We start from the raw sequence: 25,028 nt of genomic DNA, 5'->3' as shown, positions 1-25,028 counted from the left end.
TCAACATACTGCTTTAGAAAGTTATATCATGCTACTTAGAAAAAGTCGTATGATAATCTAAAGCCAATAGTACGTGGTCTGTTACTCACAACCTTGGGTGTAAACTGCTGGTTGTCTATATGCAGAATAGCGCGTTCATCAAACAAGTTATCAATGTATATCTCCGCTTTCCATTCGTCATTAGTGATACCAAAGGCAACGTTAGCGAGTACGTAACTATCTTGAATGTAACGTCCACCCGCGAAGAGCTCACCGTTAGTGTCGGTGTAGCCGACACCTTCAAATACGCTGGCTTCATTTTCGATGCTTAGTCCACTACCTGTGCCGTACACAAGTCTTGTTGTATCTTCAAGTACGTAAGCATCCATTGTCATACTGGCTAAACGGTCACCCGTGTAAACAAGTGAACCATTCACAAAACCGGTTAAACCGTTGTCCATTTCATAGAAATAACGTGCTCTAATATTACCAGAGAAAGAAGCTGAGTAGGGTAATTCACTGCCCACTGGCGGCGCAATACCATCTAATTCAGAATTAACGCGAGTAAGTTCCGTGTTTAGCAGACTGAAAGACGCATCTAAAATTAAGTTATCAGTAGCAAGCCACGTAATATCACCGTCAATACCTTGGATTTCAGCATCGCCGACGTTATCGGTAAATACTAAGAAGCTAATATTGGTCGGGTCAAATCGAGAGGTTTGTAAGTCAGTGATCTCAGAAAAGAAGGCCGTTGCGTTAACACGGAAAATACCGTCAAAGAAATCGGCTTTCATACCGAGTTCGTAGTTTTTAAGCGTATCTGTGGTCGAATAAACGGGAATTCTGAAACCATCAAACGCGCCTTGTTGATTGGTCGCTAAGCCACCACCAACACGGTTAGTTACCGGTGGTCTAAAACCTTCGCTATAAGTGGCAAAAAACAGCATGTCACTGCTTGCTTTCCAATCGACAGATGCCTTATAAATAACATCATCAACGGTAAGTACACCGTCGTCATCCAACAACGACACATCTAACTGTCCGCTGGCTATAGCTGCGTCAATCGCCGCTGGGTCTTCACCCACTTCAATCAGTTCAGCAGGATCTAATGTGCCAAACGCTCTGAGTCTGCGCGTAACATCTACCGTAGTCGTGGAGCCTTTATAACTGTCCTCGATTTCATACCAACGAGCACCTAAGCTTACCGTTAGCGTATCGGATAAGTCATATTCTGCTTGACCGAAAACCGCAATTTGGTCGATACCGTGGGTTACATCATTAACGAAACCAACTTCTGATTCAAACGGGCCGCCATCGCTGTTAATGCCTTCTTGGCCAACAGTCGTTCTGGCTAGATCAGGAAAAAGTTCGGTATTGGGTATTTTAAATTTACCCACTGTACTCAATTCCTGTGAATCGTAGAAAATACCTGCGGTAATGCGCCAATCTCTGCTAGCATCGGTGTTGAGCCTAAGCTCATGCGTTGTGCGTGAGGTATCTGTTTCTTCTTTATAGAACTTGCTTGGATCTAGGCATTTTACATCAGCAGGTGTGGCCGCTGTGTAATGGTTGCACACATAATATGCTGCAAATAAGCCACCATTCGTATAGCCAGTATAATCTACAGTAGACGCGATATCGCGATTCAATAAACCACCTGTGTAAACTATATCAAGTTCGTCTAAGCGTCCGCTAAGCGTCCATGTAGTTAAACCAAATACATCTGAGTTTTTGTCTGCTTGAAACCGATTAACCGACTGGGTGCCTTCAAGGTTAGGATCGTATGCAAACACGCCTTCAGTATCTAACTGCTGCTGAGTATGCTGAACTAACAAATCCCAGTCATCGTTCACTTCGTAAGCAACACCGAGTCTAAAACCGGCGTAACTTGCGTCGTTAGCATCCTCTTCAACTAGTTCATCATTATTAGGTGCAATGACTTCGATATTGTCTGGATCAGTCAGTACACCACCTGAAATTCTATTAATAACGACGGCACTTCCACCAAAACCACCTTGCTCCGGATCGTTACGAATATTATCTATCCAACCACCTTGGTTATCGTTATATACGGTAACACGAACGGCTAAATCGTCAGCTGGAGTGAAGTTTAAAAAGGCTTCAACAGAGTTGCTCATTTCACCGTCTTTTGTGAAACTTGAGCCTAAATCGACGCCACCAGCGAAGCCACTAAAATTAGGCTTGTTGGTTATCATGCGGACCGTACCAGACTGCGAACTTGCACCAAATAAAGTCCCTTGAGGACCTGGTAAAACTTCGACTCGTGCAACATCAGCAGCATAAATATCCAGGTTTCGGCCTTGCATAGACACTGGTTGCTCGTCCAAGTAGAAGGCAACCGATGGCTGCAGGGCTTGCACCGTAGATACCGCTATATTGGTTTGCGATGTCGCAGCACCACGAATATATATTTCGTTTTGACCAGGGCCTGTGCCTTGGAATACAACGTTAGGTAAAAACTCAACGTAATCTTGAAAATTATCGACCCCTAAATTTTCTAACGCTTCGCCGCTTAAGGCACTGACTGTTACTGGAATTGCCTGAATTGATTCAGTACGTTTGGTAGCAGTCACTTGAATTGTTTCAATAACACGGCCGGTTTCAGTTTCGTCAGTGGCTTGCTGCGCCATAGCGAACGATGAAGTGCCTAGGGCTGTTACAATGGCATAACTAAGCTTGTTAATTTTCAATGGTTTCACCTGTTTAAATAACGTTTAACTAGTAATATTTTATATAATAATTAGTATACTAAATATTAGGAGTGTATCTATTAGCGTTCAATATAACACACTAGTTTCAAGATTTTTAGTGCTACAAGTAATTTATTGTTGACTTTATTACTTCTATGGTGAAACTAATCTCACATTTACAATAGAATAATCGTGTTTAATTCAATGCAATGTAATATGATTGGAGTTCTAAATAATTAAGGGGTAGTAAGTGAATAAAGATGAACCAGGCAAACTAAATAGTGCGGTGTTTTACCCTGCTTCCCTTTTAGTCATCAGCTTACTTTTGTTTACACTCGTCTTTCCGCAAGTATCAGCCAGTTTTTTTGCTTCACTACAAAGTTCTATTGTTGAAAATTTTAGTTGGTTTTATGTATTTACAGTTGCCGTCATTCTCGTTTTTACTCTGTATTTAGGCTTTTCCAGATTCAGCGATGTTAAACTTGGGCCGGATCATGCAACGCCAGATTATTCATACGTAAGTTGGTTATCCATGTTATTTGCAGCGGGCATGGGTATCGGTTTAATGTTTTATGGCGTAGCAGAGCCGTTAATGCACTTCTTAGTGCCACCCACAGCAGATCCTGGCACAGTTGCAGCAGCGAAAGAAGCAATGAAAACGACGTTTTTCCATTGGGGTTTGCATGCTTGGGCAATTTACGCGATTGTTGCTTTAACGTTGGCCTATTTTAGTTTCCGGCATGACCTACCACTGACATTGCGCTCAGCTTTGTATCCGTTAATTGGTGATAAAATTTATGGTTGGCGGGGCGACTTAGTCGATATCTTTGCGGTAACTGGCACATTATTCGGCGTAGCGACATCCTTAGGCCTTGGGGTTTTGCAAATAAGCGCGGGACTGAACTATTTATTTGAGTTTCCTACTACCACCATTGCACAAGTCGGTTTAATTATCGGTATCACTTGTATTGCGATTATCTCAGTCGCGAGTGGTTTAGACAGAGGTATAAAGATACTGTCTGAATTCAACATGATACTCGCAGTTGGCTTATTAGCACTTATCTTAATCTTAGGGCCAACCGTATTTTTGTTTAAAGCACTAATGCAAAATACGGGGGCTTATTTGTCGGATCTAGTGCTTAATACTTTTAACTTATTCGCTTATCAAAAAACCGAATGGATCGGTGGTTGGACCATATTTTACTGGGGTTGGTGGTTGGCTTGGGCTCCGTTTGTGGGTATTTTTATTGCTCGTATTTCGCGTGGACGTACTATTCGAGAATTCATTCTCGGTGTGTTGATTGTTCCCACCGTATTTACCCTTATTTGGATGAATATATTTGGTAATAGTGCGATAGACCTAGTACTTAACCAGGGCAATGAGATGCTAGGAACCTTAGCAACTGATAACACGCCGGTTGCGTTATTCTTGTTCTTGGAACAATTTCCATGGTCGAGTTTATTATCGGTGATCGCAGTATTAATGATAGTGGTATTTTTCGTCACATCATGTGACTCAGGTGCAATGGTAATTGATATGCTATGCAGTCATGGTAACAATAATACGCCCTTATGGCAGCGTGTATATTGGACCGCTGGTGTGGGTATTATCGCCGCCGTATTGCTGCTGGCTGATGGCATTAGCGCATTGCAAACCATGACTATTGCCAGTGCTTTACCCTTTGCGGTGGTGCTGTTAATTGCGATGTTTGGCTTAATAAAAGCGTTAAGGGTCGAGGCTTTTAAACAAGATAGTCAGCAATACACCCCGATTATTTTGCAGGGCAACAGCAATGAAGAGAACTGGCGTGAACGTCTCAAAAGTATCGTTGATTTTCCCAGCAAGAAACGCGTAACGCAATTTATTAATGAAACCGGGTCGAGTTCTTTTTTAGCCGTGAAAAAAGAATTAAAAGAATTAGATATAGAAGCGGAAGTAGAACAAACCGAAGCTGGGATCACTATTTCCGTAAAACAAGGTGAAGACCAAGGCTTTAGTTATGCAATCCTCCCTAAATTGCATGTGCAGCCTGACTTTGCCAATGATAACGACACTTCTCAAAATGAAGTTTATTACCGTGCAGAAGTCCACCTTGGCGAGGGAGGGCAAGATTATTGTGTCATGGGATGGTCAAAAACAGCTTTAATCAATGATGTTGTTGACCAATATCACAAACACTTGTATTTTCTGCATCTGATGCGATAAGGAGAATTCAGTTCAATGTTAAAAAAAGACGAAGAATTGCTAGTAGCGTTAAGGAAAATCATTCGCGCTATTGGTATGCGGTCACGCCAATTAAGTAAAGAAGTGGGGTTAACAGGCCCACAATTAATGATATTACAAAAGGTAGGTAAACAAGCAGGTGTTATGGTGCGAGAAATCGCAGAAGACATTAACCTTAGTTCGGCTACTGTCACCAATATTCTGGATCGCATGGAAGCGAGAAATCTAGTTGAAAGGATCAGGAGCACAGAAGACAAACGAAAGGTCGGTGTATTTTTAACAAAAGACGGGGCACAATCTTTGTCAACGGCTCCATTGCCGTTACAAGAACATTTTACCAACCGCTTTAAAGCGATGGAAGAATGGGAGCAAAGTCAAATGGTAGCGACCTTGCAACGCATTGCGTTAATGATGGATGCGCAACATGTCGACGCTTCACCCATTCTCGAAGTTGGAAACATTATCGAAAAATAAAATGAAGCTCGTTAACTTCACTAAGTGGGTCGCAATGACTCATTTTAGGGCTGTCGGTTTGTGCTTACGACTATTACATAAATTTTAATCGCACCGGCCTTGGGCCGGTTTTATATGGTTTATCCTAAGTCCCTATAGATACCCGATAGTACCGTTATTTAAAGCGCTGCTGCACATACTTAATAATCTCAGAAGACTCATACAACCATGTCACCTCGTCTGCCGTTTCAATGCGTAAACAAGGGGTTTTGATTTTGCCGCCACCTTGCAGCAATTCGTCACGATATGGCGACCCTTTAGATGCATTACGTTTAACGATAGGTAGGTTCATTTTGTACATTGCTCGTCGAGTTTTAATACAAAAAGGACAAGCGAAAAATTGATAAAGTGTTAGTCCTGCTGCGTCTTTTTCAACTTGCTGCTGTGCCTCCCTTGTGCGCTTTAATTTTGCGCCGCGCGTGATAACATCTAAAAAAGCAATGATGCCACCGAGTAAGTTACGAATTAAGGAAATTATGAAGCTCATTTGCACTACTTATGGTGATAAAAAACAGAATGGTCGAGTATACCTAAAACTGTTTTAAAACTATATGCAGGAGCAATACTGAATCAATACTATTTTGCTTTTCTGTGTAAAGTATTTTGGCTTTTGTTAAGTTGTCTTGGTCACTAGGTTGACTGATAGTTGTCTATAAATAGCACCTAATTTGACCCCGTGGTCTCTGATAAGAAGGGTTCTATTGCTTTCCCCTTACGGCAGAAATAACAGTGGCTAGGATCACAAAAGAAAGCGACATCAATAAAGCTAAAGAAATCGTACTCATCAGTGCTGGGTTGCTCTCGGGGCCAAAATTAGCGTCCCCAATATAATAGTGCATCATCAAATTCACCAAACTCATACCAACTAAGTTCCCTATAGTGCGCGATAAATTCATGGATGCCGAAGCAACACCGACTTCCTGTTCTTTCACCGCGCCCATTATTGCGCTGTTATTGGGTGTTGAAAACAGGCCAAAACCTAAGCCAACTAAGCCGAGTGAACCACCGATATAAAACGCGGTTGTTTGTGTATCAATTTGAATAAGAAACATAAAACCGACGGCAACGATAGCGCAGCCTAAAGTGGCAATTATTCTGGGTTGGAAACGGTCTGCTAACTTACCCGCAATAGGAGCCATAATTGCCATACAGAGCGCCTGCATCAACAAAATTTGGCCAGCATACGCGGGACCAAAACCTTTAATATATTGTAAATATAAACTAAGTAAAAAGATAATCGCAAAGTTACTGCCATACATTAAGAACGAGGTAGATAAGGATAAACTAAATACCCGACTTTCCCGAAACATCTGTACCCGGATCAAAGGTTGCTTGTCACGACTTTGATGCACGATAAAAGCCGCTAAGCTCAGTAAAGATGAGGCAAGTAAACCAATACCTAACAGACTGGGTAATTTACTTAAGCCATAAACTAAGGTGCAGGCAAAAGTAATAAATATAGCCGACCCTATCCAGTCGAATCGTGAGTGATGTTGGTTTTTCCATTCGCCGTGCAGCTTATATTTCATAAATATTAGTAGCGCGATAACCAGTGGAATTTGAAAATAGAACACCGCACGCCAGCCTAATAATTCAGTTAGCCAACCACCCACTGCAGGCGCTAGAGTAAGACCAATATATACACAAGCAGCCAAAAATCCGAGCGCAGCACCTCTTTTCTTAGAGGGAGTCACTGAGGTAATAATCGCCACACCGGTACTAAAAATCATAGCACCGGCGGCGCCTTGAATAAAACGCCAAAACAAAATCCAGTCAATATTGGTGCCTATTGCGCACATAAACGCGCTTAAAGCATTGAGTGAAAGCCCCAGAGCATAGATACGTTTCCTGCCAAAATTGTCGGCTAATTTGCCAAAAGGCAACATAAAGGCAACGTTAGCTAAAATGTACAAGGTTGGTAGCCAAGATACTTTTGTCGCACTTGCTTGCAAATCTTCAGCTAAAACAGGAATAGCCACATTCACAGCGGCTAAGCCCATTGGTGCAATCAGATAGCCAGCGCAAACTGCAATTAGTGCGATGGTAGTAACGGGAAGTCGTGACAAAACAGGTTCCAAAAGTTATAAGGTGAAAATAAGGTGCGCTTACAGTATCTAATGCGGTTTGTAACTGATAACTATGGCGTTATGGTTTTTTAATAATATTTACACTTTCATGTTCTTCCGAATATTCGATAACAATGTCACCCAGCCTGAGTTGCTCAATAATCTGATCTACTTTTTCCTGCATAGTAATTTCTACTTCACCATAGTCTGTGCCTTCGCGCAAAACGAAGCTTTCCACCAGACTTTGCAGTGTTTCATTGTCAATGGAGTCAGCGGGAATGATCATGCGTTTATCTCAGTTTTCTTAATTGTTTCAGCGGCTAAAATTCGTTGATGCTGTTCTTCCAAAAACTCTGATATGCGTTCTTGCAGCCAAAGCTTTGGCCTAAAAGGTGTGCCATGCAAAAAACCAACATGACCTCCTTTTTCACTTAACTCATAAGCAACTGAATTGGATAACTGATTCTCACTTGGCACTACCGCTTCGGTCATAAATGGGTCATCTCTGGAATGCAATACCAAGGTGTTGGTGGTTATATTTTTAAGCATCGGCATGGCGCTACAATGATCATAATAATCGTCCGCATCCTCAAAGCCATGTAATTTTGCGGTGACATCCTGATCAAATTCTCTAAAGGTAGATAAGGCTTTTACTTTGCCCGCGTCGATGCTCAACGCACGGCGTATATCTAAACACTGCATTTTTTCCAGTAATTTATTTTTCATGCTGTTAAGTAAATAATGCTGATACAAACGTGAAAATCCACGTTGCATACGAAGTGCGCATTCAGCTAATAACAATGGCGCTGAGACTGCCACTGCAGCGCAAAGGACTTTTTGCCCAGCGGTTTCACTCAATAGCTTTAACAACATATTGCCGCCCAGTGAATAGCCAACGGCAAATACGGGCAAGTTGGGGTAACGCTGTTTAACATGGCTTATCGTTTGTATCGGGTCAACTGTTTCTCCAGAATGATAGGCCCGTGGCGTCATATTTGACTCGTGGCTGCAGCCTCTAAAGTGCATTAAGGCGACAATAAAACCGTCTTCTTTTATACGATTTATAAGGTGTCTTGCATAATGCGAGTTAACCGAGCCTTCAAGACCATGGAATACCACCACAACGCCTTTTGCACTTTGTGCAAGGACATTGTCAGGCAGACACCAAGCAATATCCAAAAAATCACCATCGGGTGTGCTGATGCGTTCATTCTGTATATTTAACTCTGGCTTTTTAATCAGGTACCGCGGCCAAATAGTTTGAACATGCGCATTGCGAGCCCAACCAGGTGCCTGAAATGTAGACGACACTACCTTACCGAATTTGCTCCTAAACATGCTTCCCCACCATATTAATCAACTGCTGTTGCCTTGCTTGGTTTTATTAACCACCATTTGCGGAAAATACTGCCAGCATATTGCACCATTCATCAGCCTACAAACTCTTCTCAAATTCTGCCGAAGCTGCTTCTAATTGTTCTTGTGCATCAAGCCATGACAGCTCAATCGCGTCTAACTCGACTTTACAGCCTGCTTGCTTACTTAGTACTTCATTGAGCCTTTTTTTGTTTTCTGCATCATACAAACTTGCATCACTTAATTGGGTTTCTAGCTTGCTTAATTGTTGATTACACGTTTCCATTCGCTTTTCTTCCTTGCTGATCACGTCGCGAAATTGCTTTGTCGTTTGGCGAAAATGGGCTTCCATTCGCTTGCGCGTTTTCTTATCGACATCACTATTCGCTTTTTGCACTGAAGTTTCTGAATGTTGAACAATGGCAGAGGTAACATTATTTGTTGATGCGGTCGTTAGTTTATCAGCGGTTTTATTGCTAGCCGCAGCACTAAACAACCATTTTTTGTAGTCATCGAGATCGCCATCAAACACGTTCACACCACCTGCATCGACAAGATAAAATTCATCACACACTGTTGATAGCAAAAATCTATCATGCGATACCAATACCATCGCGCCTTCAAAAGCTTGTAGCGCGAAGGTTAATGCATGTCGCATTTCCATATCCAAATGGTTAGTTGGTTCATCAAGTAACAACAAATTTGGCTTTTGAAACACAACAAGTGCTAATACCAGTCTGGCTTTTTCACCACCCGACATCGGTGCAACTGCTTTTAAAGCATCATTACCATGAAAACCAAAGCCACCTAGATAGTCCCTGATTTGCTGTTCAGTTTGGGTTTTGTCTAATCTGAAAACGTGCTCGTAAGCTGAACTTTCTAAGTGCAATAACTCAACCTGATGCTGAGCGAAATAGCCGATAGTTAAGCCCGCTGAGGTGGCATATTCGCCACGCAACGGTTGCAGTTCACCCGCTAATAATTTGATAAAAGTAGACTTACCCGCGCCATTTTTACCCAATAAGCCAATGCGACTGCCAGGCACTAAGTTCATTTTCACTTGCTTGAGAATAATGTTATCAGCATAACCCACCTGCACTTCTTCCATTCGCACTAGCGGATTGGGCAATTTTTCAGGTGGCTTAAATGAAAACTGAAACCCCGATGTTTGGTGTACGGGTAAAATATCCTGCATCTTCTCGAGTTGCTTCACTCTGCTTTGTGCTTGTTTGGCTTTACTTGCTTTAGCCTTGAAACGAGTAATAAAAGAGTTTAGATGCGCTTTTTTACGTTCTTGCTTTTCATACTCACTCGCTTGCAAACGCATGCGCTCCGAGCGCTGATGCTCATAACTTGAATAGTTACCAGAGTAGCTAATGAGGTTTTGTTGTTCAAAACTAACAATGTTGCTCACACAAGCATCTATAAATGATTTGTCGTGCGAAATAAGCAGTAGTGTGCCTTTATAACGCTGGATCCAGGTTTCTAGCCAAATCACCGCATCTAAGTCAAGGTGATTAGTTGGCTCATCCAATAACAGCAAGTCAGAATCACATAACAAAGCCTGAGCCAAATTTAGACGCATTCTCCAACCACCTGAAAAATGACTAACCGGCAATTGAAGCTGTTCGTTTTTAAAGCCTAGTCCAGACAGAATAGTAGATGCTCGAGCCTCAACATCATAAGCACCCGTTTGTGCAAGTAAATCATGCAGATGACCGATCTTGTCACCATTATGTGACATTTCTGCTTTCACCAAATCGGCTTGTAATTGACGTAATCTAGCATCACCATCAATCGCATAATCAATTGCGGAACGGTCGGTACCGGGTGTTTCCTGTGCAACTGACACAATATGCCAGCCTTTGGGCACTAGGCAGTCTCCCAGATCCGGTTGTATTTCGCCTCGAAGCAAACCAAACAGAGTTGATTTTCCGCAGCCATTCGGACCAATAACGGCGGCCTTGTGACCCGGATATATTTCAACATTGGCTTGTTTAATTAGTTCTTTTACACCGCGTTGTAGCGACAAATTTTGTATTTGGATCATGTCTTAGTTATAGCTTCTTAACGAATTATGCAGGGCAGCCTGTGTACATAGGATAACATTCAACAGTCTGCGTCAAAAGAACAAAAAAGAAGCAGACATTGTTTACTTCTGGCTTTGTTCTCGTTTGCGCCTAATTTGTATAACTATTGCTTGTCAGAAAGTTAAATTAGGATCTTTTTGCACTGTTACACAGACAAGGGCGTATACTACCCAAAATAGGTTATTAGTATAGAGGGTTATGAGTAATAAAAACCGTAAGCGATTCATTGCAGGTGCAACGTGCCCGTCATGCAAAAGTCAGGATTCACTGATGTTATATTTCGAGCACAATGTTGAAAAGCTGGCGTGTGTTAAGTGCGACTTCAAAGAAACTCAAACTGATCCCAAAGTTGCTGCCGCTACACGACCATCCGAGAGCGTTATCGGGATTTTCAAACCTTAGCAAATAAATTCACTCGGTTAAGTAAAAACATAATGGCAATACACTACTTGTAGGTCATTAAGAATGGGTGCATTAGTTGGTATTTATTCTGCGCCGGAAGTCAATTCACATAACCCACAAAGCTATTAAGGCGTAATATGAACCCATGGGTTCGACTAGGCAAAGCACACATTCCTAATAATGGCGGCGAGTTAACCTTTTCTCAACGAGCTGAAGAATTTTCTATTCGTCTGTCAGGTATCCGCGGTGAGTTGATGAACAGCCGGGTTTATAACTCAGAGAAAGAACTCTCACAAATGGGCTGCGCACATATAAAGTTGACAGAAACTAGCAAGGTATTGGTCGGCGGTTTAGGTATGGGATATACCCTGTCGGAAGCCCTTAGGATGGTTTCTACAAGCTCTCAGGTCACAGTGGCAGAATTAATTCCTGAGGTTGTTGAATGGAATCGAGGGCCACTGGGAAATTGCGCTAACAATCCGCTGGACGACCCGCGCACAAATCTCCATATGGGCGATGTAAGAGAGCTCCTTACAACTCATCAACCCACATTTGATGCTATTTTGTTGGATATTGACAATGGCCCAGAAGGGTTAACGCATTCTGACAACAATTGGATATATTCTTTACCAGGCCTGCAAGATATTTATACCGTGTTGCGACCTAAAGGTATGTTGGCAATATGGTCAGCAGGACCGGACTATCTGTTTACTACACGGCTTAAAAAGGCAGGATATGAAGTGAGCACTCGAATTGCCAGATCGCGCAAGGGAAAGGGCAGTAAGCACACCATATTTCTTGCAAAAAAGCGCTAGTGGCGAGATTTATGCTATGAAAATATATAGCACAAATTGTGCGCCTTGCTATTTTAACATCTGCCCTCAAATATACTGAATGAGTAAACCGTCCCTTAAAAACAGTATGCTAACAACCGCTTTTGCAGTGGGTATTGTCTGGTGTATTAAGTCCTCTGAATTTATCTTTTTTTTTGACCTCTCTTGGCTCGGTGTTTACCCACAAACCTGGCATGGTCTAGTCGGAATATTAACCGCTCCGCTAATTCATGGCTCCCTTGAACATATATTTAATAACACGCTTCCTATGCTGATATTAGGTACACTATTATTGTATGGCTATCCCAAGAGTCGTTGGCGAGTTTTAGCTACTGTATGGCTACTTTCCGGTGTTGGGGTTTGGATATTTGGCCGAGAAAGTTATCATATTGGAGCCAGCGGATTAACACACGGTGTGTTCTTTTATCTACTGGTGGTTAGTATTTTCCGGCGTGACAAACGGTCGGTCGCAATCATGATGACCGCATTCTTCTTGTATGGTGGTATGACAATGACTATTTTCCCAAGAGAAGCCAGTATATCATTCGAATATCACCTCTTTGGCGCACTTGCTGGTGCATTTTGCGCGCTACTTTGGCATTCACTCGATCCTAAGCCAATAACGAAAAAGTACGAGTGGGAAAAACAGCCTGAAGCTGACGATCCAATCATTGGCGATGCATGGCAAATAAAAGAACAATTGTTAAGCGCCGACACTAAACATAACAATCAAACCATTAAAGACGAAAAATAAAAACATAGACGTAAAAACCCTGTGTGCTCTCGAGTTGCTAGGCGGGTTGGTCACTCTGAAGATGAGACCCAAGCTATTGCAGTCAATAATGCGGTGGTAAGTCATCCCCTTGTTCGGTGTCAGAATCAGCAACTTGCATGGTTTTAATTTTATCAACGACCCCTTTTAGAAGGTGCGCTTGGCGATCAATTGTAAATTGTTGGTTTGTGATTATTTCATTCATTTGTTCAAAATTATCTTCTTGGTAAGCTATCTTAAATTCAAGCTGCTCGATGGCTACCTTCATTTGCTCAATGGTTTCGTTTGTTATGTTCGTCGCTTTTTTATCAGTCGCTTTTTTATTAGTCACTTTACGCTCTCGTTCAGTCTATTTGTTATTTATAAGCCCAGTGCTCAAGATTGCCACTACTCGAAATTGATACAACGTCATTACCAATAAAGCCAATGCCGTAAACAACCGCAGATTGGGGGGCGGGTCCACTCGACGGCGCAACACGCCATTCTTTAACCACATTCCCTGTATTAACATTCCACAATGCCAGTCTTCTTGCAGGTGAGCCTGTTAGTAAGTACTTCCCATCATCAGAAAATTTTGCGCTTGTAAAAACCCATTGCCGTTCAATAAAGTGCAATTGACTGATCGCTTTACCTGTCTGTGCATCCCAAATCTGACTGTCACTTTGGCTATCAGAAGTAAACAAGAATCGCGCTTGGTCATCAATAACCACCTTTGTGACTCGATTAGCATGATTGAAAACGTGAATAATCTGGCCACTTTCGGTACTCCACAAATACGCTTTGTAATCATTGCTGCCGCTCAGTGCATACTTTCCGTTGGGCGATATATCTACGCTATTTACCTTTTCTTCATGCCCTAGGAACTCAAGACTACGTCCGGTATCTGGCTCAAAAAACATCACGTTGCCGTTCGCTTTACCCACCAAAATGCCTCGGCCTTGATTGCTTACAGCAATATCGCGAATTGAGGACTCATCTATTCGCCAAAAACCAACGGGGTCGCCACTGGCCTTGTTCCACAATGCAAAATTTTCATTGTCTGCGGTTACAACATGGCTTTCGTCAGCTGAAATATGAATATTAGCGACAATATTGCGACCTTTTTCCTGATGTCGCCAACTAAATAAGGTCTTATTTTGTGTCAGTGACCATACCGAAATATCCGCATTAACTCTCGAAATAACAGCAAAGTCGCCTGAATTACTAACATCAGCCGAATACACCCCGCTTTCTGAAACAGATGATATCGCATCAGGTTGAGTTTCAGGAATGGAGCAACCTGTACAAAAAAGTACAAAAAGGCAACAAAAAAGTAAAAAGACTGTCTTATTCATCTAAAAATGGGTTTCGCTTTTAGTTTCACACGTTTACTATTAGCGCAGTATATCGTGAATAGCAACTAACAGCATACCGCTGATTATGGAGAAAATAGAATGAAAAAGGCTACATTGGCCCTAGCAGTATTGGCAGCACTGGCTTTGACTGCCTGTCAAAAACAAGAAGCAACTGACAAAACAGCTACTGAGGCTGCTTCAACAGAAGTTAACGAAGCAGTCACGGGCGAAAAGGAAGACGTTTATAGCACTGAAAAAGAAAAATATTCATATGCGTTAGGCGCAAGCATGGGTTTATTCGCTCAAAATAGATTAGAGCAACAAACCGATCTTGGTATTGAACATGACGAAGCCGCATTAATGGCTGGCTTTAAAGACGGTTTAGCTAACGCAACCAAGTATACTGTGGCTGAATTGCAAGCTTTTACACGTGCTTCTGATGAGTTACTGCAAACTAAGCAAGATGAAAAAGAGACCAACGCATCGGCTATTAATATCTCTGAAGGTGTCGCTTATTTAGCTGAAAACGCGAAAAAAGAGGGTGTTATAACGACAGAGTCTGGTCTTCAGTATGAAGTACTGACCCAGGGTGATGGCACAAGTCCAGCGTCTCCAACATCAACCGTAAAAGTACATTATAAGGGTGCTTTATTAGACGGCACTGAATTTGACTCATCTTACGCTCGCGGAGAACCTGCTACCTTCCCACTAAATCGGGTAATTGTAGGTTGGACTGAGGGTGTTCAGTTAATGCAAGTAGGCTCGAAGTATCGTTTTACTATCCCATCAGATATGGCATATGGAGAACGCGCAACAGGTAAAATTACACCAAACTCGACACTGATTTTTGAAGTGGAACTACTCGACGTTCTTGAGCCTGAAGCAGCAGAAGCGACTGAGCAATAAGAATATCTTGTCCAATGCAGAGATAGTCATTGTAGCGGGCAACAAAATTGTAGGTAAGTGACACTGAATAGGTGTCATTTTGTGCACAGTAACCCTTTAATTCAGCAGTAGAATTATGTGTTAGAGGGTTATTTCTTGTCTGCCTCGTCTCAATGCTTTCCTACCTAAATAAGCAGCTATTAAACCAATACAGGCAATGAGTAAAATACGGCTAGAAAAAGGCAATAGAAACCACGCTAGAAACGCATAACCAAAGCAAATCAAACCTGTAATAAAGGTTACAAATCCAAGAAACAAAATCAATTGTTGCCCCACTGGTATTTGCTGTAGATGCTCTCTGTTTTGATGCTGTATATGCATTCCTACTCTACCTCATTAATGCTGCTACTTTTCAGTAAGCACCATGTGCTAGTTATTTTAGGCTCCTTCCCGGCAATGACACTTTACGGACTTTTTAAATCATCATTACATTGTAATAATGGTCATTTGTACAAACCGTAAATAGCCCTGACCGTATCTAGTTCGCATTCGCCAATACGTAACGATATATATACGAATAATTATACACTTTAGTTTACAGTTTTTACTTTTAGTTCAATTTACTTGTTTAAACTTTGAGCAGTTATGTTGTCAATATGCGCTTTTTTTTAAAGAACTGAGTGGTTAAATAGGTAGAAAATGTCAACAAGTACCTGTTGTATTTTATTTATTCTACGATTTTAAAATACGGCATAAAGAGCCCGATTAGGTGAATTACAAATCAACTATTACTTACAACTCAATATTCTTCTCAAATAAAACGCATTGTAACGATAAAGGATAACTTTTTGATCAGTATTGATTTTAGGCACAGTGTCATTTAACTCGGCAACAAAGACCGAGACATAAAGTAATAGTCAGTTTCCTTAACAACAAACCAAAGCAAAAAGTAATTCGTCCAAGTATTCAGCTAGAAGTGCAACCGCTAATGGATTAGAAAATTTTGTTCAAGTCACTCAACAAGAAGCAAAAGAAGAGCGTTATATCGTTACTTTCGAAGACACTAAAAGCAATAAAAAAAAGGCATTCTTGACTCTAGCGCAAAAATGACGAAAATGGTCAGTCATTTACCGCACAAATAAGCTTTCTTCCATGCTCAATGAAATTCGCTACCAGTTCTCCTCGGCATCTGTCGCCAATCGTTTTTTAAATGAACTCAAGCACTGGTCGAAAGCAGAAGTGAAAGCCAAACTATTTAAAGCATCTAATTCAGTCTCCGTGTCATATGAATATGAAGTAGGCAAATTTGATTATACCTGTTCTGATCTTGATGACTTAGCTAGTCAACACGATGGTACTGAAATTTAGCAACGTCAGTTTTATGCGGCTTCGCTACACACAAAGCAATTTCAATTATTGATACCTAAACACAAAAAAGCAGACCCGATACAATCGAATCTGCTTTTTTGAAACAGTACTGTTTTTGCTATCGTGTATTAAGGTTTGCTAAAGCTCAAATATATCGTCAATGCGCTGCTTCATTGCAGGCGTAAAACTGCCTTTTTGAAGTAACAATGTCACTTCCCTATGCTGCTCAGTCTGCGCCTTGCGGATCATAAAGCTCGCTACTACTGCGTCAACAATCACTTGCGGCGCCAATGTATTTTTACTATCCCTCAATAACTCAGTTACCAAAGATTGATTAGCACAACGTATCTGAATAGGGGGTTGGTTGGCAATATAATAGTCATCACCATTCAAGTCGGTAAACGTAGTATCATTATTCATTCTGCATATGGTTTGTTGACCTTTTACAGTAGTGAATGTTTGTAAATCACCACGCAAAAAAGACTGTAAATTTCTATACGCTTGAATTTTACTTTCGCCATCAATTTGCACGGCATTGAAGTCGACCACGATAGCGTCATTGGTTTCAACTAAAATGTCCTGAACACCTGCATTATCATTAGCGCCGCGTGTACCTTTGCGATCAAACAAAATTTCGGTGTGTAGAGTCATTGAAGATTGCTTTAAAACAATAGAATCTGGTGCACATTTATGTCCGCACAGCGCCACAAACTGACTAGGATTAGCCAACCCTGATTGACTACCATCTTTTAAAAATGCAAGTAAATGGTGATAGTAAACAACGTAATTTTTGACGTCTGAATGTGAACCTGACTCAAGTGCAAAGTGTTTATCCAAGTATGCTTTTGCATTGACTTTTGCAGCATCGGCTTCGAATAAGCTGGTCCATTGACTATTAGCAGCTTGAATAAGTTGCTGACGGTCAATAACCGGTGCAACTTTTGCGTTCGCAGCGATTGGATTATTTTGTTCAGTATTGATATAAACTTCTGGCTGATTTGAATAATCACAAATTAGTTTCTCGATTGCTTGCCAGAATACGTTGGCCTCAACGCCGCACATTGGCAATACATCTTCGTTAATGAAAGTGTAAAAGCCCTGATGAATTTGACTGTATTTCAACGCTGGCATGTTCATATTCAATTCCTCTAATTCTCAGCATTTAATTCTTAGCATTTAATTCTTAGCAAATAACCCAGACCTATTGACCTATGGTAAAAGCCAGTAATACTACAAATGTATATTTACTTTACTTGCTGAGTAGAATAGAGTAATTTTTCAAAGAATTTCACAATTAAAATTACACACTGTAAATTTTACAAAATGTGTAAAGTGTATAAAAAATGAAAAATACAAAATCATTAAGTCGAAAGTCCCATTTAATGGGCACAAAAATTCGTAACTTGCGAAAGCGTAATAATCTAACTATGGAAGATTTGTCTGCTCGTTGCATTAGAGTGAACGCCGAAATTGCACCATCAGTGTCCTATTTATCTATGATAGAGCGCGGAAAACGTGTACCAAGTGAAGAGATGTTAACGGTTATTGCGTCTGTTTTTCAAAAGCAGATGGATTGGTTTTTAGATGATGTGCCGGAAGAAAAAGCGATTACGCCGATGAAAGGGAGCCGTGGCGGTATCAGTGGTATTGCACTGGAACCTAGCTTTTTGTTTTCAAATGAAATACTGCAAATTGCGATCCCAGAAATGCTGTCTCAAACCGGCACCAGCGGAAGACAATTTGCGCATTTACTGATCCGCGCGCATCAGGAACATCATCAAAATCATTTTCCTGACCTAGAACGAGCGGCTGAAGAAGTCGGTTTAAAGCGCATGCCATTGAGCGTTGACGATTTACTGGAGATCGCGAAACAACAGGGCTTAATGATAAAGTGGTTCAAAAAATTACCTGCCGCAATAGCCAAAGAGATGGGGATTATGTCATCCACTAATGGCACTAATTTAGTCACTAGCTTTTTTGACTCACCTGGCACTATTTACATCAATCATATATTGAAGTCATTCACTAATCGCTTAAAATACGATATTGCAGTGCACATCGGACACAGTGTTTTACACAACAGAGATGGACTGAAGAGCGTTTTATTAACTGGGCTTAACCCCAACAATACATTTTCAGAGGATGGTAGCCAACTAAAACAATCTTCAACTCTGGATGCACAAGATATCTTGCACGCATGGCGTGACTTTGAATCCAGCTTTTTTGCAGGTGCGTTGCTTTGTCCGAAAGTTCCTTTTAGGCAATTGCTTGACCGCCAAGGCTACGAAATCAAAACGCATGAACAAGTTGGCGTTTCTGCCTCCGTGGCTATGCGCCGCATGACAGCGGTATCTTCCTATCGCCATTGGCACTATTTTGATGCCTATGCACCCGGTAAGCTCAAAGCAGTATATCGGGGAAATGGTATCCCGTTGCCTTGGGGGAATATGCGAGAAGTAGAAGACCCTTGTCAACATTGGGCGGTATTTCGCATGATAAACACACCGGTCAAAGGCAGTAGTGCGCAAATATCTATCTTGAACGTGGGTGATGAGCCGAGAATTTATTGTTGCGAATCAACCAACGTCAAAGACATGTCAAACAACGATCATGTGTTGTGCACGGGCATAGACTTAAATCCAGCAATTGATGCCCAAGGCGGTGATTCAGCGTCTATTGCTGAGGATCTTAAACAGGCTTGTGTGCAAGGAGGTGGCTCATCGGCAATCCCTGCCAGTATAAAATCACAGCTAACGAGTGTAGCCCGGATTTTAAATATCAACTGGGTTGAACGAGGTATCGAAAGCGACGCTCGCTTAATATGCGCTCGTGGCGCGGTTTGCCCAAGAAAACCCAGCTGTTACAGCAACTGTAGTGAATAGCTAGCCTGAGCATAACGTCGACTATTCCTCGCTTGCTGACTTAACTGGCTTAGCTGGCTTAGCTGACTTAATCGAATTGCCACCTGTAACGGCTATTCGCATAGCGGTTTCTACATCAATTGACAGTTCGGTTATTTTATCTGCATCTAAATACAGTGTGTAACCGCCAATTTGGTAACTAAAAGGAACATACACTGCGGTTTTATTTTGTCCTGGATACAGCACTTCGGCAATTGAATCGCCGGTAATAAAACCAATTAAATTAACGCCTTCAGATACCTGCACAGAAACCGCTTTTTTGGTATTTTGCTCTTGTTTAACTTGAAATAAATCGACAGCATCCTTTATTGCACCGAACACCGTTTTTATTAAAGGGACGCGATCAAATAGGCTGTTGGCTTTTTCGATAATCAGTTTTATAACATACAAATTAACGATAACACCAATAGACGCTAGTACCAGAAGCGCTAAGCCAATGCCTAGCCCAGGAAAGTAATAGGCATCCGGTATCAAAGGGGAAAGTAAGGTTTCAGTCGTATTGATAAGCCACGTCAATAAATAGATCGTGATCACGAAAGGGAGAATAGTGAGTAGACCTTTAATCACGTATATAAACAATTTGTTGAACATCGGGTTATGCTGGCCTAATTATTAAATTCTGGTTTATGCTAGCGCGATTGCGCCTAAAAGCCGAGATAAAGCGTTAACTCTTCTGATACTCAATCGAATTGATGTACCATTCATTGGTGCCTTTGGGTGTTTTCACTGTAAAAACATCGTCCACTTCTTTTTTCAGTAACGCTCTAGCCATAGGAGAATCTATTGAAATATAGTCTTTGACGTCGCCATAAATCTCTTCCGGTCCAACAATTCTAAAGCGCTTGGTGTTGCCCTCGCCGTTTTCTATCTCTACCCAAGCCCCAAAAAATACTTTTCCTGCTTGTTCTGGGCGGTAGTCGATAATCGATAATTCAGGCAGTAGTTTGCGCAAAAACCGTACCCGACGGTCAATTTGTCGAAGTACTCGCTTGTTGAAGGTGTAGTCGGCATTTTCTGAGCGGTCGCCCAAACCGGCGGCCCATGTCACTATTTTAGTGATTTCTGGTCGTTTGGTGTACCACAAATGGTCGTGCTCATCTTTTAGCTTTGTGTAACCTTCGCGTGTGATCAGTCTAGTTTTCAAGCAGTTATCCAAAGTAAACGGGGGTGAGTATCAATTACTATATATTAATGCATAAAGTACTTTAACCGCTATCACTGAATGCTATAATCAACGGCATAAACAGTAAGCCTCTATGCTATTTATTGCAAAGGTAGTTTTCACCGAGTTATTAATATCAGTTATTGCTAAACGCAGTATTAGTTATTGCAAAACATTTATATAAGCACAAGTGACCAAAACTATGCAGAGCGCCTTATTCAATCCAATCCTCTATTTCAATTATTGAGTTGTTCATGATCATCGAGAAAATCGCTTCCGAGCTAAACGCGTCGCCAAAACAAATTCAAGCCGCCGTGGCTTTATTAGATGAAGGCGCTACCGTGCCCTTTATCGCTCGTTACCGTAAAGAGGTCACCCAAGGACTGGATGACACTCAACTGCGCAACTTAGAACAGCGCTTAGGCTACTTACGCGACTTAGAAGCGCGTCGTAAAGTCATTTTAAAATCGATTAATGAGCAAGGTAAATTGGAAGAAGGCTTAAAAGCAAAATTACTTGCAGCTGACAACAAAACCACCCTTGAAGACTTATATTTACCTTACAAACCTCGCCGACGCACTAAAGGCCAAATCGCTATTGAAGCAGGTTTGGAACCACTCGCCGACGAACTTTATAGCAAACCAGACGCACAGCCTGAAACGCTCGCACAGCAATATATTAACGCCGAACATAGTATCCCAGACACTAAATCTGCTTTAGATGGTGCCAAGTTTATTTTAATGGAACGCTTTGCTGAAAATGCCGACTTACTGCAAAGCGTTCGTCAGTATCTCACTCGTAATGCGCACGTAAAAAGCGCTGTTGCTCCGGGGAAAGAGACTGAGGGGCAAAAGTATAAGGACTATTTTGAGTATACTGAAAAGTATGCAAAAATTCCGTCGCACCGAGCCCTCGCGATGTTTAGAGGTCGTAATGAAGGCATATTACAAATTAATATTGATGCCGATCCGCAACAAGAAGAAGGTGCTCGTCGCTCGCATGGTGAAGAGCTAATAGAGCAATCTTTGAATATGCGTTTAACCGATTCTGCGCGTGATAAATGGCTAACCTCAGTTGTTCAATGGACATGGAAAATTAAAATTCTTTTGCATATGCAAACTGAACTTTTCGGCACGTTACGCGAACAAGCTGAAGCCGAAGCGATAAAGGTATTCGCGAAAAATCTTAACGATTTATTAATGGCCGCGCCAGCAGGGCCAAAAGTGACAATGGGCTTGGATCCAGGTATTCGTACCGGTGTGAAATTAGCCATCGTTGATGCGACAGGCAAGGTCATTCATACCACTACTTTTTTCCCCCACGCACCGCAAAATCAATGGGATAAATCAAAGCGCACGCTTTCTACTTTATGCAAACAGCATAAAGTAGATTTGATCAGCATCGGTAATGGCACTGGTTCGCGTGAAACTGACAAGCTAGTTGGTGAAATGATGAAAGCCGAACCCGAATTAAAAGTACAGCGCATTGTGATCAGTGAAGCGGGCGCGTCGGTTTACTCCGCCTCGGAACTTGCCTCAAATGAATTACCGGGTATGGATGTGTCGTTGCGTGGCGCGGTGTCAATTGCACGCCGACTGCAGGACCCATTGGCCGAACTTGTGAAAATTGAACCAAAAGCAATCGGTGTTGGCCAATATCAACATGACGTTAGTCAAAGTCAGTTGGGTAAATCATTGGACACCGTCATTGAAGATTGCGTAAACGCCGTTGGCGTTGACTTAAATACAGCGAGTCCAGCGTTGTTGTCACATGTGTCGGGATTAAACAAAACCTTAGCCAATAACATTGTCATGTTCCGTGATGCTAATGGTGCTTTTGCAGACCGTAAAGCGCTCAAGAAAGTCGAAAGATTAGGGCCTAAAGCATATGAGCAAGCGGCTGGTTTTCTAAGAGTAATGAATGGTAAGAATGCACTTGACGCTTCCGCCGTTCACCCAGAGGCTTACGCTTTAATCGATATCATTGCAGCAAAGTCCAACATTACGGTTAATGATATGGTCGGCAACACTGAGTTATTGAAGCAGCTCAGTCCTGAAGAATTTGTTACTGAAGAGTTCGGTTTACCTACGCTAAAAGACATCCTGAGAGAATTAGAGAAACCGGGACGTGACCCACGACCTGAATTTAAAACAGCTAGCTTTAAGGAAGGGGTCGAAACCATAAAAGACCTCAAGGAAGGAATGATCTTAGAAGGCGTTGTCAGTAATGTGGCAAATTTTGGTGCATTCGTTGATATCGGCGTGCATCAAGATGGTTTGGTTCACATATCGTCAATGACGAATACCTACATTAGCGACCCTCGTGAAGTAGTGAAAACCGGAGATGTGGTCAAAGTAAAAGTCATGGAAGTGGATGTAGCGCGTAAACGAATATCATTATCCATGCGCATGGATGACACGCCAACAGCGTCTGATAATGCACCTAAAGGCAGACCTGAACGCTCTACTAAAGCAAAATCGCAAAACCACACGCCTGCACGTGCGCAGAAACCGCCAGCCAAGCAAAGCGCAGGAAATGCGGCAATGGGCAATGCCTTTGCCGACGCATTTAACAAAGCGAAAAAATAGCTATGGCCGCAGTGATGTCTTCGCTAGGCAATGGCTTAGCTAAGTTTTTAACTAAGCCCACTGCGTATTACAAAACGTTTTCAGTGTTGAGTACTGAGCAACTCCAAGCCAACCTCCGTCTTGGCGACCTTATTTTGGTTGAGGGTAACAATCGCATTAGCTCAGCCATAAAGTATCTCACTCAATCTACATGGTCACACGTGTGTATTTTTATTGGCGAGCAACCCGGCTTATACCCAATTTTAGAGGCAGACCTAGTTAAAGGTGTCATTACGGTACCGCTGGACAAATATGATGGCTTCAACTTACGCATTTGCCGCCCTGTTAATTTGACTGCTGAAGATACAACAATTTTATTGAGCTATGTCATAGAGAGGATCGGGCATCAATACGACACTAAAAACATTTTTGATTTGATGCGTTATTTGTTGCCAACACCACCCGTACCTCCACGCTTTCGGCGCAGTATGTTGGCCTTCGGCAGTGGCGACCCAACCAAAGCGATTTGTTCAACATTGATAGCGCAGGCATTTCAGTCAATTGCTTATCCTATTTTGCCTATGCAGATCGACGTGTATGAAAATTTAATGCAAACCGACTTGAGTGCACAAAACCAGTTGCATGAAAACAAGTTGGACAGCGTTATTAAAAAGGACAATGATGGCAAAGAAACAACACGGATAAGTCTTAAAAAGGTCATTCGGCTCAAAGATGAACAGCGTTTAGCTAAACGCCATTTTAGTCATTTTACGCCAAGGGATTTTGATTTATCGCCATACTTTGAAGTGGTAAAACCCACATTAACGGCCGGATTTGATTATAAAGATATTAAATGGTCTCAGAGCGAATAAACGTCCATGTTTTGCTAATGATAAGCAATACCAAAAAACATTACACCGTAAAGCTTAAGCTACTTTTTGATTGTGCAGAAACATTGGCGTAAAAACCACTCACTACGGCTGCCGTTTGCTGTGTTTGCTGACTTATTTCCAACCCTGCTTTCAATGCTTGTTTTCCTGCCTTGCTTTTGCCGTCTTCGATTTGCTGCTGTTCCTGCTTCGACTCCGCGTTTTCTTTACCCGCACTTTCTTCATTCGCATTATCTTTGTTAGCTTGACCATTTAGGTTGTTTGCAAAAGCCGGACTAACTGATGGGCGATCGTATGTGGGATTTTGGAATAAGTTAGCTTGATTATTACGCTCGCCCTCGTTACCAATGCCTTTTTCTGCAGCACCTCTTTCGCCTTGTGAAATTGAAGGGATCGCTTCACGCGCAACATTATCTCGACGCACAGCATCCGTTCCTACACTATTGGTAGGATAGCCAAAGCTATTCGGGATGACCGTTACAATATTCATTTGTTGCTTTACACTCTCACCTTAATAAAACGCAGTAACTGCAAGTTAAGCAAAGGTATCAATGATAGTACCAAGCATGCCATCAGCCGTTTTTATGACTTTAGCTGACGCTTCTGCTAGCAAGTTTCCAGAGATTAATTCAACTGCACTCTGATTAATATTTATTGGCTTTTCACGACTCGAATTATTCGCTGAAGATAAATCAACGGTGGCCTGTCTAACTTGCTCAGCACCCTGATTATAGCCTTGAACGCCAGCGTAGAAAGCACTTGATGAATTGCCAGTATCGATACCATTTATCATTTGTTAAACCTTCGTTGCTAAGGATGGCAGGTGTCTATATCTTGCTTTTCTACCTTTATGAATGTATCGCGGTAAATCGCTAAGCTTTACTATACACCTACCCGTAACCTAGTTATCGGCACAGCCTTAACTATCTTGAGCGATTATTTTGGATTTTTTTGA

At 41.8% G+C, this 25,028-nt stretch carries 24 protein-coding genes; 10 read left to right on the top strand and 14 right to left on the bottom strand.

Annotation, left to right across the window (positions count from 1 at the left end; all coding sequences use genetic code 11):
- Nucleotides 1–35: 35 nt before the first annotated feature.
- Complete coding sequence (locus CXF81_RS00805) at nt 36–2,690, bottom strand: TonB-dependent receptor (protein ID WP_101179253.1); 2,655 nt, start codon at nt 2,688–2,690, stop codon at nt 36–38.
- Nucleotides 2,691–2,940: 250 nt separating this feature from the next.
- Here CXF81_RS00805 and CXF81_RS00800 point away from each other — a divergent pair, with 250 nt between their 5' ends.
- Both CXF81_RS00800 and CXF81_RS00795 read left to right on the top strand, forming a co-directional pair.
- Nucleotides 2,941–4,896 (top strand): choline BCCT transporter BetT, encoded by a 1,956-nt coding sequence (locus CXF81_RS00800; RefSeq protein ID WP_101179251.1) that lies wholly within the window; start codon nt 2,941–2,943, stop codon nt 4,894–4,896.
- A gap of 15 nt (nt 4,897–4,911) precedes the next feature.
- A complete protein-coding gene (locus CXF81_RS00795) occupies nt 4,912–5,388 on the top strand; it encodes a MarR family winged helix-turn-helix transcriptional regulator (protein WP_101179250.1) in 477 nt (158 codons plus the stop codon).
- A gap of 154 nt (nt 5,389–5,542) precedes the next feature.
- Here CXF81_RS00795 and CXF81_RS00790 read toward each other — a convergent pair whose 3' ends face one another.
- The 5 genes from CXF81_RS00790 to CXF81_RS00770 all read right to left on the bottom strand — a co-directional run bounded on the left by CXF81_RS00790 (nt 5,543) and on the right by CXF81_RS00770 (nt 10,899).
- Nucleotides 5,543–5,914 (bottom strand): glutathione S-transferase N-terminal domain-containing protein, encoded by a 372-nt coding sequence (locus CXF81_RS00790; RefSeq protein ID WP_101179248.1) that lies wholly within the window; start codon nt 5,912–5,914, stop codon nt 5,543–5,545.
- 211 nt (nt 5,915–6,125) lie between these two features.
- Nucleotides 6,126–7,493 (bottom strand): MFS transporter, encoded by a 1,368-nt coding sequence (locus CXF81_RS00785; protein WP_101179246.1) that lies wholly within the window; start codon nt 7,491–7,493, stop codon nt 6,126–6,128.
- Between the two features lie 79 nt (nt 7,494–7,572).
- Nucleotides 7,573–7,779 (bottom strand): YheU family protein, encoded by a 207-nt coding sequence (locus tag CXF81_RS00780; protein ID WP_101179245.1) that lies wholly within the window; start codon nt 7,777–7,779, stop codon nt 7,573–7,575.
- Entirely contained in the window at nt 7,776–8,831 is a 1,056-nt protein-coding gene (locus CXF81_RS00775) for a hydrolase (RefSeq protein WP_101179243.1), read from the bottom strand. The genes CXF81_RS00780 and CXF81_RS00775 overlap by 4 nt, the downstream gene beginning before the upstream one ends.
- 97 nt (nt 8,832–8,928) lie before the next feature.
- A complete protein-coding gene (locus tag CXF81_RS00770; protein WP_101179241.1) occupies nt 8,929–10,899 on the bottom strand; it encodes an ATP-binding cassette domain-containing protein in 1,971 nt (656 codons plus the stop codon).
- Between the two features lie 238 nt (nt 10,900–11,137).
- Here CXF81_RS00770 and CXF81_RS00765 point away from each other — a divergent pair, with 238 nt between their 5' ends.
- From CXF81_RS00765 to CXF81_RS00755, 3 genes are all read left to right on the top strand, one after another.
- The gene (locus CXF81_RS00765; protein WP_026843378.1) at nt 11,138–11,341 is read left to right on the top strand and encodes a YheV family putative zinc ribbon protein; all 204 of its coding nucleotides are present in this window, start codon (nt 11,138–11,140) and stop codon (nt 11,339–11,341) included.
- Between the two features lie 137 nt (nt 11,342–11,478).
- On the top strand, nt 11,479–12,156 hold the full coding sequence (locus tag CXF81_RS00760; protein ID WP_101179239.1) for a spermidine synthase: 678 nt from the start codon (nt 11,479–11,481) through the stop codon (nt 12,154–12,156).
- A 79-nt stretch (nt 12,157–12,235) separates the two neighbouring features.
- Nucleotides 12,236–12,928 (top strand): rhomboid family intramembrane serine protease, encoded by a 693-nt coding sequence (locus CXF81_RS00755; RefSeq protein WP_101179237.1) that lies wholly within the window; start codon nt 12,236–12,238, stop codon nt 12,926–12,928.
- 82 nt (nt 12,929–13,010) lie between these two features.
- Here the strand turns inward: CXF81_RS00755 and CXF81_RS00750 are convergent, their stop codons facing one another.
- Both CXF81_RS00750 and CXF81_RS00745 read right to left on the bottom strand, forming a co-directional pair.
- Nucleotides 13,011–13,277 (bottom strand): SlyX family protein, encoded by a 267-nt coding sequence (locus CXF81_RS00750; RefSeq protein ID WP_232771721.1) that lies wholly within the window; start codon nt 13,275–13,277, stop codon nt 13,011–13,013.
- Between the two features lie 25 nt (nt 13,278–13,302).
- On the bottom strand, nt 13,303–14,280 hold the full coding sequence (locus CXF81_RS00745) for a WD40 repeat domain-containing protein (protein WP_101179235.1): 978 nt from the start codon (nt 14,278–14,280) through the stop codon (nt 13,303–13,305).
- Nucleotides 14,281–14,379: 99 nt separating this feature from the next.
- Between CXF81_RS00745 and CXF81_RS00740 the strand changes: the two genes are divergently transcribed.
- Nucleotides 14,380–15,186: an FKBP-type peptidyl-prolyl cis-trans isomerase gene (locus tag CXF81_RS00740; protein WP_101179233.1), complete on the top strand. Its 807-nt coding sequence runs from the start codon at nt 14,380–14,382 to the stop codon at nt 15,184–15,186.
- 120 nt (nt 15,187–15,306) lie between these two features.
- Here CXF81_RS00740 and CXF81_RS00735 read toward each other — a convergent pair whose 3' ends face one another.
- The gene (locus CXF81_RS00735) at nt 15,307–15,546 is read right to left on the bottom strand and encodes an NfeD family protein (RefSeq protein WP_101179232.1); all 240 of its coding nucleotides are present in this window, start codon (nt 15,544–15,546) and stop codon (nt 15,307–15,309) included.
- Between the two features lie 771 nt (nt 15,547–16,317).
- Between CXF81_RS00735 and CXF81_RS00730 the strand changes: the two genes are divergently transcribed.
- Nucleotides 16,318–16,533, top strand: coding sequence for a hypothetical protein (locus CXF81_RS00730; RefSeq protein ID WP_101179230.1), 216 nt, complete (start codon nt 16,318–16,320; stop codon nt 16,531–16,533).
- A 138-nt stretch (nt 16,534–16,671) separates the two neighbouring features.
- On the opposite strand, the gene CXF81_RS00725 is transcribed toward CXF81_RS00730, so the two are convergent.
- Nucleotides 16,672–17,670: a malate synthase gene (locus CXF81_RS00725; RefSeq protein ID WP_101179228.1), complete on the bottom strand. Its 999-nt coding sequence runs from the start codon at nt 17,668–17,670 to the stop codon at nt 16,672–16,674.
- A 206-nt stretch (nt 17,671–17,876) separates the two neighbouring features.
- Between CXF81_RS00725 and CXF81_RS00720 the strand changes: the two genes are divergently transcribed.
- Entirely contained in the window at nt 17,877–19,415 is a 1,539-nt protein-coding gene (locus CXF81_RS00720; RefSeq protein ID WP_101179226.1) for a DUF3612 domain-containing protein, read from the top strand.
- A gap of 21 nt (nt 19,416–19,436) precedes the next feature.
- Here the strand turns inward: CXF81_RS00720 and CXF81_RS00715 are convergent, their stop codons facing one another.
- Complete coding sequence (locus tag CXF81_RS00715) at nt 19,437–20,045, bottom strand: DUF502 domain-containing protein (RefSeq protein WP_101179224.1); 609 nt, start codon at nt 20,043–20,045, stop codon at nt 19,437–19,439.
- A 73-nt stretch (nt 20,046–20,118) separates the two neighbouring features.
- Nucleotides 20,119–20,598: a transcription elongation factor GreB gene (greB, locus tag CXF81_RS00710; protein ID WP_101179222.1), complete on the bottom strand. Its 480-nt coding sequence runs from the start codon at nt 20,596–20,598 to the stop codon at nt 20,119–20,121.
- 272 nt (nt 20,599–20,870) lie between these two features.
- Between greB and CXF81_RS00705 the strand changes: the two genes are divergently transcribed.
- Both CXF81_RS00705 and CXF81_RS00700 read left to right on the top strand, forming a co-directional pair.
- Nucleotides 20,871–23,204 (top strand): Tex family protein, encoded by a 2,334-nt coding sequence (locus CXF81_RS00705; RefSeq protein WP_101179220.1) that lies wholly within the window; start codon nt 20,871–20,873, stop codon nt 23,202–23,204.
- 2 nt (nt 23,205–23,206) lie between these two features.
- Nucleotides 23,207–24,055, top strand: a complete 849-nt coding sequence (locus CXF81_RS00700; RefSeq protein WP_101179219.1) for a YiiX/YebB-like N1pC/P60 family cysteine hydrolase — start codon at nt 23,207–23,209, stop codon at nt 24,053–24,055.
- A gap of 40 nt (nt 24,056–24,095) precedes the next feature.
- Here CXF81_RS00700 and CXF81_RS00695 read toward each other — a convergent pair whose 3' ends face one another.
- Together CXF81_RS00695 and CXF81_RS00690 are read right to left on the bottom strand one after the other, a co-directional pair.
- Nucleotides 24,096–24,563 (bottom strand): hypothetical protein, encoded by a 468-nt coding sequence (locus tag CXF81_RS00695; protein WP_101179217.1) that lies wholly within the window; start codon nt 24,561–24,563, stop codon nt 24,096–24,098.
- Between the two features lie 45 nt (nt 24,564–24,608).
- Entirely contained in the window at nt 24,609–24,866 is a 258-nt protein-coding gene (locus tag CXF81_RS00690) for a hypothetical protein (RefSeq protein ID WP_101179215.1), read from the bottom strand.
- Nucleotides 24,867–25,028 lie beyond the last annotated feature (162 nt).

It is taken from the genome of Glaciecola sp. 33A (assembly GCF_002836745.1).
Taxonomy (GTDB): Bacteria; Pseudomonadota; Gammaproteobacteria; order Enterobacterales; family Alteromonadaceae; genus Glaciecola.
This window is presented reverse-complemented; position numbering and strand designations above follow the sequence as displayed.

Coding starts and splice junctions, on each gene's coding strand:
- CXF81_RS00765 (WP_026843378.1), top strand. CDS start 11,138: ATGAGTAATAAAAACCGTAAGCGATTCATTGCAGGTGCAACGTGCCCG.
- CXF81_RS00755 (WP_101179237.1), top strand. CDS start 12,236: ATGAGTAAACCGTCCCTTAAAAACAGTATGCTAACAACCGCTTTTGCA.
- CXF81_RS00705 (WP_101179220.1), top strand. CDS start 20,871: ATGATCATCGAGAAAATCGCTTCCGAGCTAAACGCGTCGCCAAAACAA.
- CXF81_RS00780 (WP_101179245.1), bottom strand. CDS start 7,779: ATGATCATTCCCGCTGACTCCATTGACAATGAAACACTGCAAAGTCTG.
- CXF81_RS00790 (WP_101179248.1), bottom strand. CDS start 5,914: ATGAGCTTCATAATTTCCTTAATTCGTAACTTACTCGGTGGCATCATT.
- CXF81_RS00745 (WP_101179235.1), bottom strand. CDS start 14,280: ATGAATAAGACAGTCTTTTTACTTTTTTGTTGCCTTTTTGTACTTTTT.
- CXF81_RS00735 (WP_101179232.1), bottom strand. CDS start 15,546: ATGCATATACAGCATCAAAACAGAGAGCATCTACAGCAAATACCAGTG.
- CXF81_RS00695 (WP_101179217.1), bottom strand. CDS start 24,563: ATGAATATTGTAACGGTCATCCCGAATAGCTTTGGCTATCCTACCAAT.
- CXF81_RS00715 (WP_101179224.1), bottom strand. CDS start 20,045: ATGTTCAACAAATTGTTTATATACGTGATTAAAGGTCTACTCACTATT.
- CXF81_RS00730 (WP_101179230.1), top strand. CDS start 16,318: ATGCTCAATGAAATTCGCTACCAGTTCTCCTCGGCATCTGTCGCCAAT.
- CXF81_RS00795 (WP_101179250.1), top strand. CDS start 4,912: ATGTTAAAAAAAGACGAAGAATTGCTAGTAGCGTTAAGGAAAATCATT.
- CXF81_RS00740 (WP_101179233.1), top strand. CDS start 14,380: ATGAAAAAGGCTACATTGGCCCTAGCAGTATTGGCAGCACTGGCTTTG.
- CXF81_RS00725 (WP_101179228.1), bottom strand. CDS start 17,670: ATGAACATGCCAGCGTTGAAATACAGTCAAATTCATCAGGGCTTTTAC.
- CXF81_RS00775 (WP_101179243.1), bottom strand. CDS start 8,831: ATGTTTAGGAGCAAATTCGGTAAGGTAGTGTCGTCTACATTTCAGGCA.
- CXF81_RS00700 (WP_101179219.1), top strand. CDS start 23,207: ATGGCCGCAGTGATGTCTTCGCTAGGCAATGGCTTAGCTAAGTTTTTA.
- CXF81_RS00690 (WP_101179215.1), bottom strand. CDS start 24,866: ATGATAAATGGTATCGATACTGGCAATTCATCAAGTGCTTTCTACGCT.
- CXF81_RS00760 (WP_101179239.1), top strand. CDS start 11,479: ATGAACCCATGGGTTCGACTAGGCAAAGCACACATTCCTAATAATGGC.
- CXF81_RS00720 (WP_101179226.1), top strand. CDS start 17,877: ATGAAAAATACAAAATCATTAAGTCGAAAGTCCCATTTAATGGGCACA.
- CXF81_RS00770 (WP_101179241.1), bottom strand. CDS start 10,899: ATGATCCAAATACAAAATTTGTCGCTACAACGCGGTGTAAAAGAACTA.